The sequence below is a fragment of the Kitasatospora sp. NPDC048239 genome, assembly GCF_043202015.1.
Taxonomy (GTDB): domain Bacteria; phylum Actinomycetota; class Actinomycetes; order Streptomycetales; family Streptomycetaceae; genus Kitasatospora.
This window is the reverse complement of sequence record NZ_JBICZP010000005.1, coordinates 355088-369311: the sequence shown is the minus strand read 5'-3', so window position 1 is coordinate 369311 and position 14224 is coordinate 355088. Positions and strand designations below refer to the sequence as shown.

Annotated in this window: 14 protein-coding genes; 7 read left to right on the top strand and 7 right to left on the bottom strand. The window is 74.3% G+C overall.

Annotation, left to right across the window (positions count from 1 at the left end; all coding sequences use genetic code 11):
- Nucleotides 1-36: 36 nt before the first annotated feature.
- The gene (locus tag ACGFZP_RS16225) at nucleotides 37-1092 is read right to left on the bottom strand and encodes a hydrogenase expression protein HypE (protein WP_392932832.1); all 1056 of its coding nucleotides are present in this window, start codon (nucleotides 1090-1092) and stop codon (nucleotides 37-39) included.
- Between the two features lie 285 nt (nucleotides 1093-1377).
- The gene (locus ACGFZP_RS16220; RefSeq protein ID WP_392932829.1) at nucleotides 1378-3054 is read right to left on the bottom strand and encodes an enoyl-CoA hydratase-related protein; all 1677 of its coding nucleotides are present in this window, start codon (nucleotides 3052-3054) and stop codon (nucleotides 1378-1380) included.
- A gap of 294 nt (nucleotides 3055-3348) precedes the next feature.
- Between ACGFZP_RS16220 and ACGFZP_RS16215 the strand changes: the two genes are divergently transcribed.
- From ACGFZP_RS16215 to ACGFZP_RS16205, 3 genes are all read left to right on the top strand, one after another.
- On the top strand, nucleotides 3349-4089 hold the full coding sequence (locus ACGFZP_RS16215) for a TetR/AcrR family transcriptional regulator (protein ID WP_392932826.1): 741 nt from the start codon (nucleotides 3349-3351) through the stop codon (nucleotides 4087-4089).
- Between the two features lie 95 nt (nucleotides 4090-4184).
- A complete protein-coding gene (locus ACGFZP_RS16210) occupies nucleotides 4185-4499 on the top strand; it encodes a hypothetical protein (protein WP_392932823.1) in 315 nt (104 codons plus the stop codon).
- A 6-nt stretch (nucleotides 4500-4505) separates the two neighbouring features.
- Entirely contained in the window at nucleotides 4506-5570 is a 1065-nt protein-coding gene (locus tag ACGFZP_RS16205) for a M14 family metallopeptidase (RefSeq protein ID WP_392932820.1), read from the top strand.
- A gap of 83 nt (nucleotides 5571-5653) precedes the next feature.
- Here ACGFZP_RS16205 and ACGFZP_RS16200 read toward each other — a convergent pair whose 3' ends face one another.
- On the bottom strand, nucleotides 5654-6283 hold the full coding sequence (locus ACGFZP_RS16200; protein WP_392932817.1) for a TetR/AcrR family transcriptional regulator: 630 nt from the start codon (nucleotides 6281-6283) through the stop codon (nucleotides 5654-5656).
- Nucleotides 6284-6418: 135 nt separating this feature from the next.
- Between ACGFZP_RS16200 and ACGFZP_RS16195 the strand changes: the two genes are divergently transcribed.
- From ACGFZP_RS16195 to ACGFZP_RS16185, 3 genes are read left to right on the top strand one after another with little or no spacing between them, the layout of a single operon-like run.
- Nucleotides 6419-7177 (top strand): SDR family oxidoreductase, encoded by a 759-nt coding sequence (locus ACGFZP_RS16195; protein WP_392932815.1) that lies wholly within the window; start codon nucleotides 6419-6421, stop codon nucleotides 7175-7177.
- Nucleotides 7174-7962, top strand: a complete 789-nt coding sequence (locus tag ACGFZP_RS16190; RefSeq protein WP_392932814.1) for an SDR family oxidoreductase — start codon at nucleotides 7174-7176, stop codon at nucleotides 7960-7962. The genes ACGFZP_RS16195 and ACGFZP_RS16190 overlap by 4 nt, the downstream gene beginning before the upstream one ends.
- A complete protein-coding gene (locus tag ACGFZP_RS16185; protein ID WP_392932812.1) occupies nucleotides 7959-8945 on the top strand; it encodes an NADPH:quinone oxidoreductase family protein in 987 nt (328 codons plus the stop codon). The genes ACGFZP_RS16190 and ACGFZP_RS16185 overlap by 4 nt, the downstream gene beginning before the upstream one ends.
- 74 nt (nucleotides 8946-9019) lie before the next feature.
- Here the strand turns inward: ACGFZP_RS16185 and ACGFZP_RS16180 are convergent, their stop codons facing one another.
- A complete protein-coding gene (locus ACGFZP_RS16180; protein WP_392932810.1) occupies nucleotides 9020-9883 on the bottom strand; it encodes an NAD(P)H-binding protein in 864 nt (287 codons plus the stop codon).
- A gap of 128 nt (nucleotides 9884-10011) precedes the next feature.
- Between ACGFZP_RS16180 and ACGFZP_RS16175 the strand changes: the two genes are divergently transcribed.
- Nucleotides 10012-10425: a winged helix-turn-helix transcriptional regulator gene (locus ACGFZP_RS16175; protein WP_392932807.1), complete on the top strand. Its 414-nt coding sequence runs from the start codon at nucleotides 10012-10014 to the stop codon at nucleotides 10423-10425.
- A 31-nt stretch (nucleotides 10426-10456) separates the two neighbouring features.
- Here the strand turns inward: ACGFZP_RS16175 and ACGFZP_RS16170 are convergent, their stop codons facing one another.
- The 3 genes from ACGFZP_RS16170 to ACGFZP_RS16160 all read right to left on the bottom strand — a co-directional run bounded on the left by ACGFZP_RS16170 (nucleotide 10457) and on the right by ACGFZP_RS16160 (nucleotide 14163).
- Nucleotides 10457-11743: an alpha/beta hydrolase family protein gene (locus ACGFZP_RS16170; protein WP_392932804.1), complete on the bottom strand. Its 1287-nt coding sequence runs from the start codon at nucleotides 11741-11743 to the stop codon at nucleotides 10457-10459.
- A gap of 158 nt (nucleotides 11744-11901) precedes the next feature.
- On the bottom strand, nucleotides 11902-13119 hold the full coding sequence (locus ACGFZP_RS16165) for an acyl-CoA dehydrogenase family protein (RefSeq protein WP_392932802.1): 1218 nt from the start codon (nucleotides 13117-13119) through the stop codon (nucleotides 11902-11904).
- 3 nt (nucleotides 13120-13122) lie between these two features.
- A complete protein-coding gene (locus ACGFZP_RS16160; protein ID WP_392932800.1) occupies nucleotides 13123-14163 on the bottom strand; it encodes a phosphotransferase family protein in 1041 nt (346 codons plus the stop codon).
- Between the last annotated feature and the right edge of the window lie 61 nt (nucleotides 14164-14224).

Sequence of the window (14224 nt, the reverse complement as noted above, 5' to 3'; positions counted from 1 at the left end):
GGGCCGCCCGCGCGTGGCGGGCGGCCCCGCGCCGGGTCACCGGGGCGGTCGGTAGCCCGTGGTCAGGCGGTCGCCGGGGTGCCGCCACTTGGGCTCCCGGTCGACCGTGTGGAGCGTGATCGAGCGGAGCCGGCGGATCGCCGCGCCGTACGCCGAGCTGGCGGCGGTGGAGACGGTGGACCCGGGGGGCGGGTCCATGAACGGCATGAACTTGTCGGGGAAGCCGGGCATCGTGCAGGCGATGCAGATGCCGCCGACGTTGGGGCAGCCGCCGACGCCGTTGATCCAGCCCCGCTTGGGGACGTTGCACTTCACCACCGGGCCCCAGCAGCCGAGCCTGACCAGGCACTCGGGCGTGCCGTAGTCGGTGGCGAACTGGCCCTGCTCGTAGTAGCCGCCGCGGTCGCAGCCCTCGTGCACGGTGGCGCCGAACAGCCAGGTCGGGCGGAGCTTGTCGTCCAGCGGGATCATCGGCGCGGATCCCGCCAGCTGGTACAGCAGGTACGTCAGGGTCTCGGAGAAGTTGTCCGGCTGGATCGGACAGCCGGGGACGCACACGATCGGCAGGCCGGCCTTGGACTTCCAGTCCCAGCCGAGGTAGTCGGGTACGCCCATGGCGCCGGTCGGGTTGCCGGCCATGGCGTGGATGCCGCCGTAGGTCGCACAGGTGCCGATCGCCACGACGGCGGTGGCCTTCGGCGCCAGCCGGTCGAGCCACTCACTGGTGGTGATCGGCTGGCCGGTCGCCGGGTCGTCGCCGAAGCCGCACCAGTACCCCTCGGGTTTGATCCGCTCGTTGGGGATGGACCCCTCGACCACCAGCACGAAGGGGTCGATCTCGCCGCGGTCGGCCTTGAAGAACCATTCGACGAAGTTGTCCGCGCCCTGCACCGGACCGCACTCGAAGTCGATCAGCGGCCAGTGCACGGCGATCTTCGGCAGGCCCGGCAGCGCGCCGGTGACGATCTCCTCGATGCTCGGCTGCATCGCGGCCGTGAGCGAGACGGAGTCGCCGTCGCAGCTCAGACCCGCGTTGATCCAGAGAATGTGCACCACGTCGGATTCGGTGGCGCTCGTTGTCGCAGCACCCATGAGGATGCCTCCTCGCAAAAGGGGTGAGCCGGACAATATGGGCTCTCAAGAGTCATAGCAGCCGTGGAGCGGACACGCCGGTCCGGAGGGCCGAAGCGGTCGCCCGGACGGCCGCAACCCGGCGGGTCCGTCCGGGCGACCGCGGCCGGACCCAGGCCGGGCCCAGGCCGGGCCCTGGGCCTCTCTTTCGGATGACGTCGGATCAGTGGGCGGCGTTGGAGTGCCGAAGGCCGGGGGCGTGTGTGCTCCGGCGTCGACCACCCGGCGAGATCCGAAAGAGCGGCCCTACCCCGCCGGAGGCGGCGGCAGCTTGCGGACGAAGGCCGAGCGCAGCGCGTGGTACGGCTCGTCTGGGGAGAAGAACTGGCGGTGCATCACGGCCAGCTCCTCCGCCCGGTAGGCCGCCAGCGGCCGGGCGCGTTCGTCGGCCTCGCGGGCGGCCTTCTTGGCGGCGATCCGCTCCTGGAGCGCCGGGGAGGCGGCGAGCAGCCGGGCGAACCGCGCCGTCTGCGCCGTGAAGTCCCCCGGGGCGGCTTCGATCACCCGGTCGACCAGGCCGATCCGGTGTGCGGCGCCGGCCGTCAGCGGAAGGGCCCGCCCGGTGAGCCGGGCGGCCTCGGCCGTGCCCGCGCGGCGCGGCAGCGAGTACGTCCAGTACTCGGAGCCGTACAGGCCCATCAGCCGGTAGTGCGGGTTGAGCACGACGCCCTCGCGGCACCAGACCTCGTCGGCCGCGAGGGCCAGCATCACCCCGCCGGCCGCGGCGTTCCCGCCGAGCGCCGCCACCACCAGGCGGTCCGTGCTGGTCAGGACCTCCAGGACCAGGTCGTCGATGGCGTTGATGTTGGCCCAGGACTCGGCCGCCGGATCGGCCGCCGCCTCGATCACGTTCAGGTGGATGCCGTTGGAGAAGAAGCCGCGCCCGCCGCCCAGGACCAGCACCGAGGTCGGCCGCCCGCAGGCGAACCGGTAGGCCGCCAGCATCCGGCGGCAGTGGTCGGTGCTCATCGCCCCGCCGGGGAGGTCGATGTGCAGCCGGCCGACGGCGCCGTCCTCGGAGTAGCGGATGTCCGTCCAGCTGTCGTCCCCGTCCTGCGGCATCAGCGGCGCCGCCACCTCGGGCAGCTCCGGCAGCAGGGGGCCCAGGGCCGACACCGCGGGGAGCTTGAAGGTGGCCGGCCCGCCCGGGCTGCGGCGGCGGCGCAGCTCGGGGATCCAGACCGCGCCGTCCACCGTCGCCCGGCACACCGCGCCCGACCGGGTGGCGATCAGCTCGCCGGGGCGGCCGCGCAGTCGGCCCTCCCGCCGGCCGCCGTGCAGGTACCACTGCTCGCCCAGCAGCGTGTCCAGCACCCCGGGCCGGGAGTCGGCGGCCCGGAGCCGGTCGAGGACGAGGTCGGTGGGGTCGCTCCCCCAGTCGATCCGCCGCAGGTCCTGGGCGAGGTGGGGCCGGGTGCGGATCGCCGGCGGCGCGTCGGGGCCGTACTGCGGGCGGGGCCGCCACCGGCCGTCGGCGAAGCGTTCGACGGCGAGCAGGACGGCGCCGACGGCCGCCTCGGTGACCTCGCCGCGGTACAGGTCGCTCTTGGCCGCCTCGGGCAGGTCGCACTCGGCGTCGGCCCAGATGTCGCCCCCGTCCATCACCGCGCCGGCCTGCAGCACCGTCACGCCCCACCGGGCCGCGCCCTCGTGGAGCGCCCAGTCCAGCGCGGAGGGGCCGCGGTCACCGGGCGGGCCCGGATGCACGATCAGGCAGGTGGTCCTCGACCAGACGCTCTCGGGCAGGGCCGTGGTCAGCATGGGCGCCACCACCAGCTCCGCGCCGGACGACCGGAGCGCCGCGCGCAGGCCGTCCTCGGCCGTGCCCAGATGGACCGTCACGCCGTGCGCACGGTCCTGGAGCTCCGCGAACACGCGCTGCGTCAGGCTGTTGAACGCGGTCGCCACCAGCAGAATCCTCATCAACCGCCTCCGGGCTGCTTCGACCAGTCAGTCACCGGGCCGATGCTGTATCACCCGGAGGCCGGGCCGAAGGAACGCGGCGGTCGCGGTCACCCGCCCGGCGCAGCGGCCCGGCGCCCGGCGCCCTGGGGAGCCCGGTCCGGTGCCGATGCGGCCGACGGGCGTACGATATGCCGGAAATTTACCTTGTATCCTTGGGGTTGTCCGCCCGAAGCGGCACGGACCGGCCCGGCCGACGCGGGGTCCGGTCCAGGTGAGGCCCCCGATGGCGGCGCGCACGTGAGGAGTGCGGACATGGTGGAACAGGACGGCGCCGAGCGGCGGCGACTGAGCCGCCCACTGGTGCTCGCCACGGCCGTCGCCCTGGTCGACCGCGAGGGGCTGGCGGCGCTGACCATGCGGCGGCTGGCCGCCGACCTGGGCGTCGAGTCGATGGCGATCTACCGGTACACGCCGGGCAAGGAGGCCCTGGTCGACGGCCTGGTGGAGGCGTTCTTCGCCGAGGTCAACGAGCGGCTGCGGACCTCGGCCGACGACGACCGGGAGGAGGGCCGCGCCAAGCCGGCCGTCCCCGCCTGGCGGGCCGAACTGCGGCGGATCGCCAGTGCCTTCGCCGTCGTGGCGCACGCCCATCCGGAGATCCTGCCGCTGGTCGCCACCCGGCCGCTCAGCGTCCCGGTGGCCCGGCGGCCGGCCCCGGCCCTGCAGCTCACCGAGCACATCCTCGCCGTGCTCGGCCGGGCCGGCTTCGACGACCCCACCGCGCTGACGGTCTACCGCGCGTTCGTGGCCTGGAACCTCGGCTGCCTGCTGGTGGACAAGCGGCAGGTGGTCGACAACCCCGACGAGCCGGACCCGCTGCTGCGCCTGGGCCTGCACCGGCTGCCCGCCGCCGAGTACCCCCGGCTGCGCGCGCTCGTCCCGCGGCTCGCCGACTACGACGACCGGCGGGAGATGCTGGACGGCCTGGACAGCCTGCTGGACGGGATGCCCGAGGCACCCCTTGACGCCTTCTACGGCGGAAGCGCAGGCTGAGGATACAAGGTACGCATCGGACATATACGTACGTCAGCGCCCCGTGCCGTCGGAATCGCTGATGTGAGACCCGACGGCGCCCGAAAGAGGTCGCCATGTCCACTGCCCGTTATGACATCCACCGTGTCCGGGTGACAGCCAAGGACGCGGAAACCCTGCGCGCACTCCTGCGCGAGGTCCGCCCCGACGTCGGCGGCCGCGCCCGCGCGGGGGAGGACGGCTCGTTCACGATCGACGCCTACGTCCCCGCCGAGCGGATCGCCTCCCTCTCCCGCGAGGGCGTCGAGGCGGTCGACACCGGGAACGCCACCGAGGCCGGGCGCGCCGCCCAGGCCGACGTCGGCCGGGGGGACCGGTTCGCTCCCGAGGACGCCTATCCGCGCGGCCTGGCCGCCAAGGTGAGGGACTGACCCGCCATGCCGTATCTCAACACCACCGAGGTCGAGTCCGCCACCGTCGGCCTCGCCGCCGCGTTCCCCCAGCTCACCGGGCTCATCGAGCTGCCCGAGCGGTCCGTCGAGGGCCGCACCTGCCACGCCCTGCGGATCGGCGCGGAGTCGCTGGCCCCCAAGGACGACGTCGTTCTGATCGGCGGGGTGCACGCCCGTGAATGGGGCAGCTGCGAGATCCTCGTCCACTTCGCCGCCGACCTGCTGGAGGCCTACACCTCCGGCACCGGCCTCGCCTACGGCGGCACCTCCTTCAGCTCCGACCAGGTGCAGCGCATCCTCAACGAGCTGGACGTCGTCGTCTTCCCGCTCGTCAACCCGGACGGCCGCCACTACAGCCAGACCGTCGACCCGATGTGGCGCAAGAACCGCAACCCGGCCAACTCCGGCGGCGACCCGGAGCGGATCGGGGTCGACATCAACCGCAACTACGACTTCCTCTTCGACTTCACCACCGCGTTCGCACCGGCCGCCGGCCCGCGAACGTCGGCCGATCCGCTGGACGAGGTCTACGAGGGCCCGGAGCCCTTCTCCGAGCCCGAGACCCGCAACGTGCGCTGGCTGCTCGACGAGTTCCCGCGGACCCGCTGGTTCGTCGACGTGCACAGCTACTCCGAGGACATGCTGTTCGTCTGGGGCGACGACGAGAACCAGTCCGTGCAGCCCCTGATGAACTTCCGCAACCCCGCCTTCGACGGCAGGCGCGGCGTGGCCGGCGACCTCGCCTACGCGGAGTTCATCCCGAAGACCGACGCCGACGCCGCCGTGCTGCTCGCCGAGCAGTTCTGCCAGGGCCTGCAGGGCGTGCGCGGCCGCCCGTACACCCCGATGTCCGCGTTCCACCTGTACCCGACCAGTGGGACCAGCGACGACTACGCGTTCTCGCGCCATCTCGTCGACCGGGACAAGGGGAGGATCCTCGCCTTCACCATCGAGTGGGGCACGAGCTTCCACCCGCCGTGGGCCGAGATGAGGAACATCGTCCTCGACGTCGACGCCGGGCTCGTGCAGTTCTGCCTGAGCGCCGCCTGACGCCTGACGTCTGACGTCTGGCTAGCGAGAGCGGCTCGCCGGGGCGGGGCCGGCTGCGCCCCGCCCCCGTCGGGCCGGTCCGGTCAGACCCGGGCGCCCAGCATCCGCAGCACCAGCTCGCCGTACCGGCGGCCGAGCTCCTCCGGCGTCTCGCTGCTGCGGTCGGTGTACCAGCGGGAGACGTCGATGCCCAGCGAGGTCACGGCGCGGGCCGCCGTACGCACCTCGGCGACCTCGAAGGCGCCGGCCGCGACGCCCGCCGCGATGAGGTCGCTCACCTCGCGCTCGATGTCCAGGCGGAGCACCGCGACCACGGCGTAGGCGTCCTCGGGCAGCGCGTGGAGCTCGTAGTTGACCACCCGGCCGACCGTCCGGGCCCGGGCGTGCCAGGCCGTGAACTCCTCCATCACCCGGCGCATCCGCGCCACCGGGTCGTCCTCGCCGGCCGCCGCCGCCCGGACCAGCTCCAGGGTGGCCGCGTGCCCGGCCCGGCTGATCTCCGCCAGCAGCGCCGCCTTGGACGGGTAGTGGATGTACAGCGCGGCCGGGCTCATCCCGGCGGCGGTGGCGATGTCCCGGGTGGTGGTGGCGTGGAAACCGCGCTCGGCGAAGGACTCGACGGCGGCCTGCAGCAACCGGCGCGCAGCCTCGGGGCGGGCGTCGGAGCCGCCGGGCAGGGTGGGCCAGAGGTCGGCGATCGGCGTGCTGGTCATGGCGCCATCCTCCCAGAAAGTCATATCGGCCTCCCGGCCGGAGCACCCCGGGGCGGGGCTGCGGACTGTTGACAGGTTCCCCCACCGACACCATGCTAAGCAAGCGCTTAGTCAGCCACGTCGAAAGGACCCTCCGTGGTGCACTCCTTCAAGGGCCAGGTGGCCGTCGTCACCGGATCCAGCCGGGGCATCGGCCTCGGGATCGCACGGGAGCTGGTCGCCCGGGGGGCCAGGGTCTGCCTCACCGCGCGCAACCCGGAGCCGCTCGCCGAGGCCGTCCGCGACCTGGGCGGCCCGGAGGTCGCCCTCGGCATCGCAGGCAAGGCCGACGACCCGGCCCACCAGGAGGAGGCCGTCGCCGCCACCATGGCGGCCTTCGGCCGACTCGACCACCTGGTCAACAACACCGGCATCAACCCCGTCTACGGCCCGGTGCTGACCACCGACGAGGCGGCCGCCGCCAAGATCCTCGCCGTCAACGTGCTCGCCCCGCTCGCCTGGACCCGCCGCGCGCACGCCGCCTGGATGGGCGAGCACGGCGGCTCGGTGGTCAACGTGGCCTCCATCGCGGGAGTCCGCGCCTCGGCCGGGATCGGCATGTACGGGGTGAGCAAGGCCGCGCTGATGCGCCTGACCATGGAGCTCGCCGCCGACCTCGGCGGCCAGGGCATCCGGGTCAACGCCGTCGCACCCGCCGTGGTCAAGACCCGGTTCGCCGAGGCGCTCTACGAGGGCCGGGAGGAGGAGGTCGCCGCCGCGTACCCGCTCGGCAGGCTCGGTGTCCCGCAGGACGTCGCCGGCGCGGTCGCCTTCCTGCTCTCCTCGGACGCCTCCTGGATCACCGGCCAGACCCTGGTCGTGGACGGCGGCATCACGCTCGGCGGCGGGCTGTGAGCACCCCCGGGTTCGCCGGGCAGGGCGTCGTGGTGACCGGCGCGGGCCGGGGCATCGGCGCCGCGCTCGCCCGCGCCTTCGCGGCCGGGGGCGCCCGGGTGGTGGTCAACGACCTGGACGCCGAGGCCGCCCGCGCGGTCGCCGCCGAGTGCGGCGGCAGCGCCGTGCCCGGCGACGCGGCGGGCGCCGAGGGCCTCGCCGCCCTGGTCGGGCAGGCCCGGGACGTACTCGGCGAGATCGACGTCTGGTGCGCCAACGCCGGGGTCGCCCCGGTCGGCGGGGCCGATGCGCCGACCGCCGCCTGGACGAGCGCCTGGGAGGTCAACGTGCTCGCCCACGTCCGGGCCGCCGAACTGCTGCTCCCCCGCTGGCTGGAGCGCGGCAGCGGCCGGTTCGTCGCCACCGTCTCGGCGGCCGGGCTGCTCACCATGCTGGGCTCGGCGCCGTACGCCGTCTCCAAGCACGGCGCGCTCGCCTTCGCCGAGTGGCTCTCCGCCACCTACCGCCACCGGGGCCTGCGGGTGCACGCGCTCTGCCCGCAGGGCGTGCGCACCGACATGCTCACCTCGACCGGCGCGGTCGGCGAGGCGCTGCTGGCACCGACCGCGATCGAGGCCGAGGACGTCGCCGCGGCGGCCCTGGACGGGCTGCGCGCGGAGCGGTTCCTGCTGCTGCCGCACGCCGAGGTCGCCGAGTACTACACCGCCAGGGCCACCGACCCGGACCGCTGGCTCACCGCGATGAACCGGCTCCAGCAGGGGCTGGAGAGGAGCGAGGCGCTGTGAGGGCCTGGCAGGTGGGCGAGCCGGGTGAGCCGCGTACGGTGATGCGGCTCGCCGACGGGGTGGCGCGGCCGGAGCCCGGGCCCGGGCAGCTGCTGGTCCGGGTGCGGGCCGCCGCCGTCAACTTCCCCGACGCGCTGATGGTGCGCGGCGAGTACCAGGTGAAGCCGCCGCTGCCGTTCACCCCCGGCGTGGAGCTGTGCGGCGAGGTGGTGGCGGCGGGCAAGGGCGCCGGCCGGACGGCGGGCGAGCGGGTGGTCGGCAATCCGGTGCTGCCCTGCGGCGCCTTCGCCGAGTACGCCCTGCTGGAGGCGTCGGCCGCCTTCCGGGCGCCCGACGCACTGGACGACGCCGAGGCGGCCGCACTGCACATCGGGTACCAGACCGCGTGGTTCGGCCTGCACCGGCGGGCCGCGCTGCGGCCGGGCGAGACACTGCTGGTGCACGCCGCGGCCGGCGGGGTCGGGAGCGCTGCGGTCCAGCTCGGCCGGGCGGCCGGCGCCCGGGTGATCGGCGTCGTGGGCGGCGCCGAAAAGGCGGCGGTGGCCCGCGGGTTGGGCGCCGACCTGGTGATCGACCGGACGGCCGAGGACTTCGTCGCCGTCGTCCGGGAGGCCACCGGCGGCCGCGGCGCCGACGTGGTCTTCGACCCGGTCGGCGGGGACGCCTTCACCGGGTCCACCCGCTGCATCGCCTTCGAGGGCCGGATCCTGGTGGTCGGCTTCGCCGGCGGCCGGATCCCGGCGCCTGCGCTCAACCACGCGCTGGTGAAGAACTACGGCATCCTCGGCCTGCACTGGGGGCTCTACAACGCCCGCGACCCGCAGGCCGTGCTGGCCGCCCACCAGGAGCTGACCAGGCTCGCCGAGGCGGGCGTGGTCCGCCCGCTGGTGAGCGACCGGGTCCCGCTGGCGGCGGCGGCCGAGGCCGTCCAGCGCGTGGCGGACGGGCGCAGCACCGGCCGGGTGGTGGTACTCGGGACGTAGCAGCCGGGGCACCGGCCCCCTGGGGAGGCCGGGCCGGTCACCGCGGGGCCCTCGGGCGCGCCGCCCCGGGCGTCTCACCGGCCGGCGCCGGCACCCGCCGCGATGACCTCAAGGGCCGGCCGGGCCGGACGGCCGAGCAGGGTACGGAGGTCCCCCTGCGCCACGGCGCCCGCCAGGAAGCCGTTGGCGATGGCGGAGTAGGTGCCGGTCACCATCGGCACCTGGAAGGCCTGGGCGCCCGAGGCGGCCACCGCGGCCCGGGCCTCGGCGAGGGTGCCCGGCCGGTAGGCCACCGTCCGGCCGCCGGAGCGGCTGAGCGCCTCGGCCACGTCGGCGCCGCCGACCGCCTGCTCGCCGACCAGCTCGTAGACCCGCCCGGCGTGTTCGGCCGGGGCGAGCGCGACCTTCGCCGCGACCTCCGCGAGGTCGGCCCGGGCCACCGCCGCCAGTCGGCCGTCGCCGAGCGGCGCGGTGATCACGCCGTGCTCGTCGGGCGCGGCCAGGTCGCGCAGCAGCTCGGCGTAGAGGCCGTTGCGCAGGATCGTCCAGCGCAGCGCGGTCGACTCCCGCAGCCGTCGCTCGGTCCAGCGGTGCGCCAGGGCGTACGCCAGGTGGTCGCCGTCCCCGGAGAGGCTGGTGTAGATCACGTGCTCGACGCCGGCCCGCTCGGCCTCCTCGATGGCGGCGCGGTGACGGGTGATCACCACGTCGTCCTCGCCGTAGCCGGCCGAGATCAGCAGCAGGGTCCGCACGCCCTCGAACGCCGCCCCGAGCGTCGCCGGGTCGTCGAAGTCCACCCGTCGGACGGGCAGGCCGGCCGGGGCCTGCTCCGGGGTGCGGGTGCCGACCACCAGCCGGTCGGCCACGTCCGCCCGCTCGGTGAGCTGCTCCAGCACGAGTCGGCCGAGACCGCCGTTGACGCCGGTGACGAGAAGCATGGGAGGTCCTCCGTTGATTCGGTGCGTTCGGTGCGTTCGGTGCGGCCGGGCCGTCCGCCTCGGCGGGACGTTCCGTCCGCTGGGACCATCATCGATAGCCTGGGCGTTCGACATAAGGAGGCACTTCGATGTCAGTGGGGCACACCGCGGTAACCACCCCCCGGCCGGTGGTCTGGTGCGAGGACGGCGTGGACTGCGGCATCCGCGACCTGCTGGACCGGGTCGGTGACAAGTGGTCCGTCCTGGTGGTGGTCGAACTCGCCCAGGGCGTCAGGCGGTTCCGCGAGCTCCAGCGGGCGCTGCCGGGCATCTCGCAGCGGATGCTGACACTCACCGTCCGCCGCCTGGAGCGGGACGGTCTGGTGTCGCGCACCGTCCACCCGACCATCCCGCCGCAGGTCGACTACGAGCTGACCGCGCTCGGCCACAGCCTGACCCACCTGATCCGGGCGATGGCGGACTGGTCCTACGACCACCACGACGCGATCGTCGCCTCCCGGCAGGAGTGGGACACCGCCAACCCGGACTCCGAGATCCGCTGAGCGCAGCGGGCCGGCGGCCCGGCTCGGCGGCTCAGCGGGCGAACTCCATCTCGGGGAAGCGCGGCGAGGGCCCGTCCAGCAGGTGGTCGTCATGGCCGCGCAGCCAGCGGTCGAAGAAGGAGGCGACGTACGCCCGGGTGGCCAGCACCGCCCGCTCCGGACGGATCTCACCGACGTCCCCGGCCAGGACGTCCGCCGAGACGGCTCCCTGGCGGGCGAGTTGCGGCAGCAGGGACTGCGCGTCGGTGTACGAGCCGTGCCGGGAGCCGGTCAGCGTGACGTCGGCGTGCCAGCCCCGGGAGTGCTGCCAGAGCGCCGCCCAGCCGGGCTGGCGGTGGTAGTCGCCGGAGTCCGGGCTCTGGCTCCCCATCAGCAGGAACGGGCGGTCGAGTCCGTCCTCGGCGACGCTGGTCAGGTACACGCCCGAGCCGTCCGGCCCGGGGAAGTGCAGCTGGCCGTCCATGTTGACGCCCGCCTTGATCCGGGGGTCGTCGTGCATGGTCTGGACAGCGGTGGAGCCACCCCCGGAGTGGCCGACCATACCGATCCGCCCGAGGTCCAGGGACGCCCCGAGGCCGGCCGGCAGGCACCCGTCGGTCCGCAGGTCGGCGAGCCGGTCCAACACGAAGCGGGTGTCGTCGACCCGGGCCTGCAAGGCCTTGCGCAGCACGGCGCCGATGTCCAGATCGGGCTGGCCGAACATCGACCACAGCACCGAGTCGGCCAGGCCGCCGTCCGGGAACGCCACCTCGGAGGCGTCGTAGGTGTGGTCGACGGTGACCACCACGTACCCGCGCGAGGCCAGGTCCTCGACCAGTCCGGTGCCCCAGGTGCGGGGGTCGCCCAGCCCGGCCGAGTAGAGCACCACCGGTCGCGGGGCCCCGCCCGGCAGCACGGGCGCGTCCTGCCGGGCGTGGGTGCGGATCCCGGACCAGTCCGTCCGGCCGGGCTCCACCTGGTAGTTGAAGGAGGACGCGCCGTCCTTGCCGCCGAAGTGCGCGGCCGCGCGCGGCTCCATGTAGCGGGCCCGCTCGTCACCGCGGGCCGGGCGGGTGGTCGGGTACCAGAAGCTCACCATCAGGTCGCGGACCAGCGCGGGCTTCCACGGGTCCTGCCGACCGGTGTCGACCAGGTGCAGCGCGGTGGTGCCGACCGGGTACGGCCCGGTGGGCTGCGGCAGCCAGGCCTGCGCCTGCCGCTGCTCCACCCCCGGTGCCGCCAGCGCCGCCGGTGCGGCCGCCACGCCCAGGACCGCCGTCGCCGCCATCAGTGCGGCGATCCCGATCCGCTGCCCCCGTGCCTGTCCCAGCTTGTCCATCGCTGCCCCAACTCCTGTCCCGGCTGCCCGCCGCCCACCGGCCGGCCCGCACGGGTGACGGTACGGGCCGGGGTGGTGCACGATCGTCATACCGCAGGGCCAACTCCGGGACTGCTACCTGGGTATGACACGTCCGGAGGCCGGGCCATCCGGTGGGGCTAGCGGTAGCGCTTGAGTTCGCGCCGGGCCAGCGAGCGCTTGTGGACCTCGTCCGGCCCGTCGGCCAGCCGCAGCGTGCGGTTGCCCGCCCAGAGCCGGGCCAGCGGGGTGTCCTGCCCGACCCCGGCCGCGCCGTGCGCCTGGACGGCCTTGTCGAGGATCCACTCGACCGTGCTCGGGGTGGCGATCTTGATGGCCTGGATCTCGGTGTGCGCGCCGCGGTTGCCGACGGTGTCCATCAGCCAGGCGGTCTTGAGCACCAGCAGCCGCAACTGCTCGATCCGGACCCGGGATTCGGCGATCCAGTCCTGGACGACGCCCTGTTCGGCGAGCGGTCGGCCGAAGGCGACCCGGTCCAGGGTGCGCCGGCACATCAGCTCGACGGCGCGTTCGGCGATGCCGATCGCGCGCATGCAGTGGTGGATCCGGCCGGGGCCGAGCCGGGCCTGGGCGATGGCGAAGCCGGAGCCCTCCTCGCCGATCAGGTTGGCCGCCGGAACGCGGACGTCCTCGAACCGCACCTCGGCGTGGCCGCCGTGGTCGGCGTCGTCGTAGCCGAAGACCTGCATGCCGCGCACCACGGTGACACCGGGGGTGTCCCGCGGGACGAGGATCATGCTCTGCCGGCGGTGCGGTTCGGCGTCCGGGTCGGTCCTGCCCATCACGATGAGGATCCGGCACTCCGGGTTCATCGCCCCGGTGATGTAGAACTTGCGGCCGTTGACGACGTAGTCGTCCCCGTCCCGCTCGATCCGGGTGGCGATGTTGGTGGCGTCGGAGGAGGCCACCTCCGGCTCGGTCATCGCGAAGGCGGAGCGGATCTCGGCGTTCAGCAGCGGCCGCAGCCAGCGCTCGCGCTGCTCGGCGGAGCCGAACTGGGCGAGCAGCTCCATGTTGCCGGTGTCGGGGGCGGCGCAGTTGAGGGCCGGCGGCGCGAGCTGCGGGCTGCGCCCGGTGATCTCGGCGAGCGGCGCGTACTGGAGGTTGGTCAGGCCGGCGCCACCCTCCTCGCGGTCGGGCAGGAAGAGGTTCCACAGGCCCTGCTTGCGCGCCTCGGCCTGGAGCTCGGCGACGATCGGCGGGATGGACCAGGCGGGCCGCGCCGGGTCGGCCAGCTGGACCTCCAGCACCGGCTCGGCGGGGTGGACGTGCTGGTCCATGAACGCCAGCAGCCGCTCGCGCAGTTCGAGCGTCCGGGCGTCGTAGGAGAAGTCCATCGGTCAGCGCTCCTTGAGGGTGGTGAGGCCGTGCCCGACGAGGACCGGTGCGATCTCGCCGGCCCGTTCGAAGCCGGCGCCGAGGGTGCGGCCCTGCTGGAAGCGGAAGTGGATGCCCTCGGCGACGACGGCGAGCTTGAACGAGGCGAAGGCCACGTACCAGTCGAGGTCGGCCGCCTCCCGGCCGGTGCTCCGCGCGTAGTGGGCGACGAGCTCGCCGGCGGGCGGGAAGCCGGGGGCGGTGGCGGCGGACGGGATGATGCCGCCGCCGACGCCGGCCAGCTCGGTGTACATCACCAGCAGGCCGACGTCGGTGAGCGGGTCGCCGAGGGTGGACATCTCCCAGTCCAGGACGGCGGTGATGGTGTCGTGCTCGTCGACCAGCACGTTGTCCAGCCGGTAGTCGCCGTGCACCAGCGCGGGCGCCGGCGAGACCGGCAGCCGCTCGGCCAGCAGGCCGTGCAGGCGGTCCACGCCGGGCAGTTCGCGGCTGCGGGAGGCGTCCAGCTGGGTGGACCAGCGGCGCAGCTGGCGTTCGAGGTAGCCGTCGGGGCGGCCGAAGTCGGCGAGCCCGACCTCGGCCGGGTCGATCCGGTGCAGGGCGGCGAGGGTGTCGACCAGCCGTCGGCCGAGGGCGTGCACCCGCTGCTCACCGAGGGCGGTGAGGGCGGCCGCGTCGCGGTGGGCGGTGCCGGGCACGTACTCCATCAGGTACCAGGGCGCGCCGAGCACCTCCGTCCCGGCGTCCAGCAGCAGGGTGGCGGGGACGGGCACGCCGGTGTCGCGCAGTGCGGTCATCACCCGGTGCTCGCGGCCCATGTCGTGGGCGGTGGCCAGGACGTGCCCGAGCGGCGGGCGGCGCAGCACCCAGCGCGCGGTGCCGTCGCCGAGCAGATAGGTGAGGTTGGAGCGGCCGCCCTCGATCAGCTCGGCCCGCAGCGGCCCCTGGACGGTGCCGGGCAGCTCGCGGTCCAGGTGGGCGCGGAGTCGGCCCAGGTCCAGGCCGGGCGGGTCGGCGACCGGGTCGGCGGGGGTGTCGGGCATGGGCTCACTCCTGAGGTCGGTAGAGCTGACTAAGCGCTTGCTTAGCATTCAGCCGAGCACG

Bases quoted from the DNA above. Each gene is read 5' to 3' on its own strand.
- ACGFZP_RS16225 (WP_392932832.1), bottom strand. From the start codon at position 1,092: ATGGGTGCTGCGACAACGAGCGCCACCGAATCCGACGTGGTGCACATT.
- ACGFZP_RS16220 (WP_392932829.1), bottom strand. From the start codon at position 3,054: ATGAGGATTCTGCTGGTGGCGACCGCGTTCAACAGCCTGACGCAGCGC.
- ACGFZP_RS16215 (WP_392932826.1), top strand. From the start codon at position 3,349: ATGGTGGAACAGGACGGCGCCGAGCGGCGGCGACTGAGCCGCCCACTG.
- ACGFZP_RS16210 (WP_392932823.1), top strand. From the start codon at position 4,185: ATGTCCACTGCCCGTTATGACATCCACCGTGTCCGGGTGACAGCCAAG.
- ACGFZP_RS16205 (WP_392932820.1), top strand. From the start codon at position 4,506: ATGCCGTATCTCAACACCACCGAGGTCGAGTCCGCCACCGTCGGCCTC.
- ACGFZP_RS16200 (WP_392932817.1), bottom strand. From the start codon at position 6,283: ATGACCAGCACGCCGATCGCCGACCTCTGGCCCACCCTGCCCGGCGGC.
- ACGFZP_RS16180 (WP_392932810.1), bottom strand. From the start codon at position 9,883: ATGCTTCTCGTCACCGGCGTCAACGGCGGTCTCGGCCGACTCGTGCTG.
- ACGFZP_RS16175 (WP_392932807.1), top strand. From the start codon at position 10,012: ATGTCAGTGGGGCACACCGCGGTAACCACCCCCCGGCCGGTGGTCTGG.
- ACGFZP_RS16170 (WP_392932804.1), bottom strand. From the start codon at position 11,743: ATGGACAAGCTGGGACAGGCACGGGGGCAGCGGATCGGGATCGCCGCA.
- ACGFZP_RS16165 (WP_392932802.1), bottom strand. From the start codon at position 13,119: ATGGACTTCTCCTACGACGCCCGGACGCTCGAACTGCGCGAGCGGCTG.
- ACGFZP_RS16160 (WP_392932800.1), bottom strand. From the start codon at position 14,163: ATGCCCGACACCCCCGCCGACCCGGTCGCCGACCCGCCCGGCCTGGAC.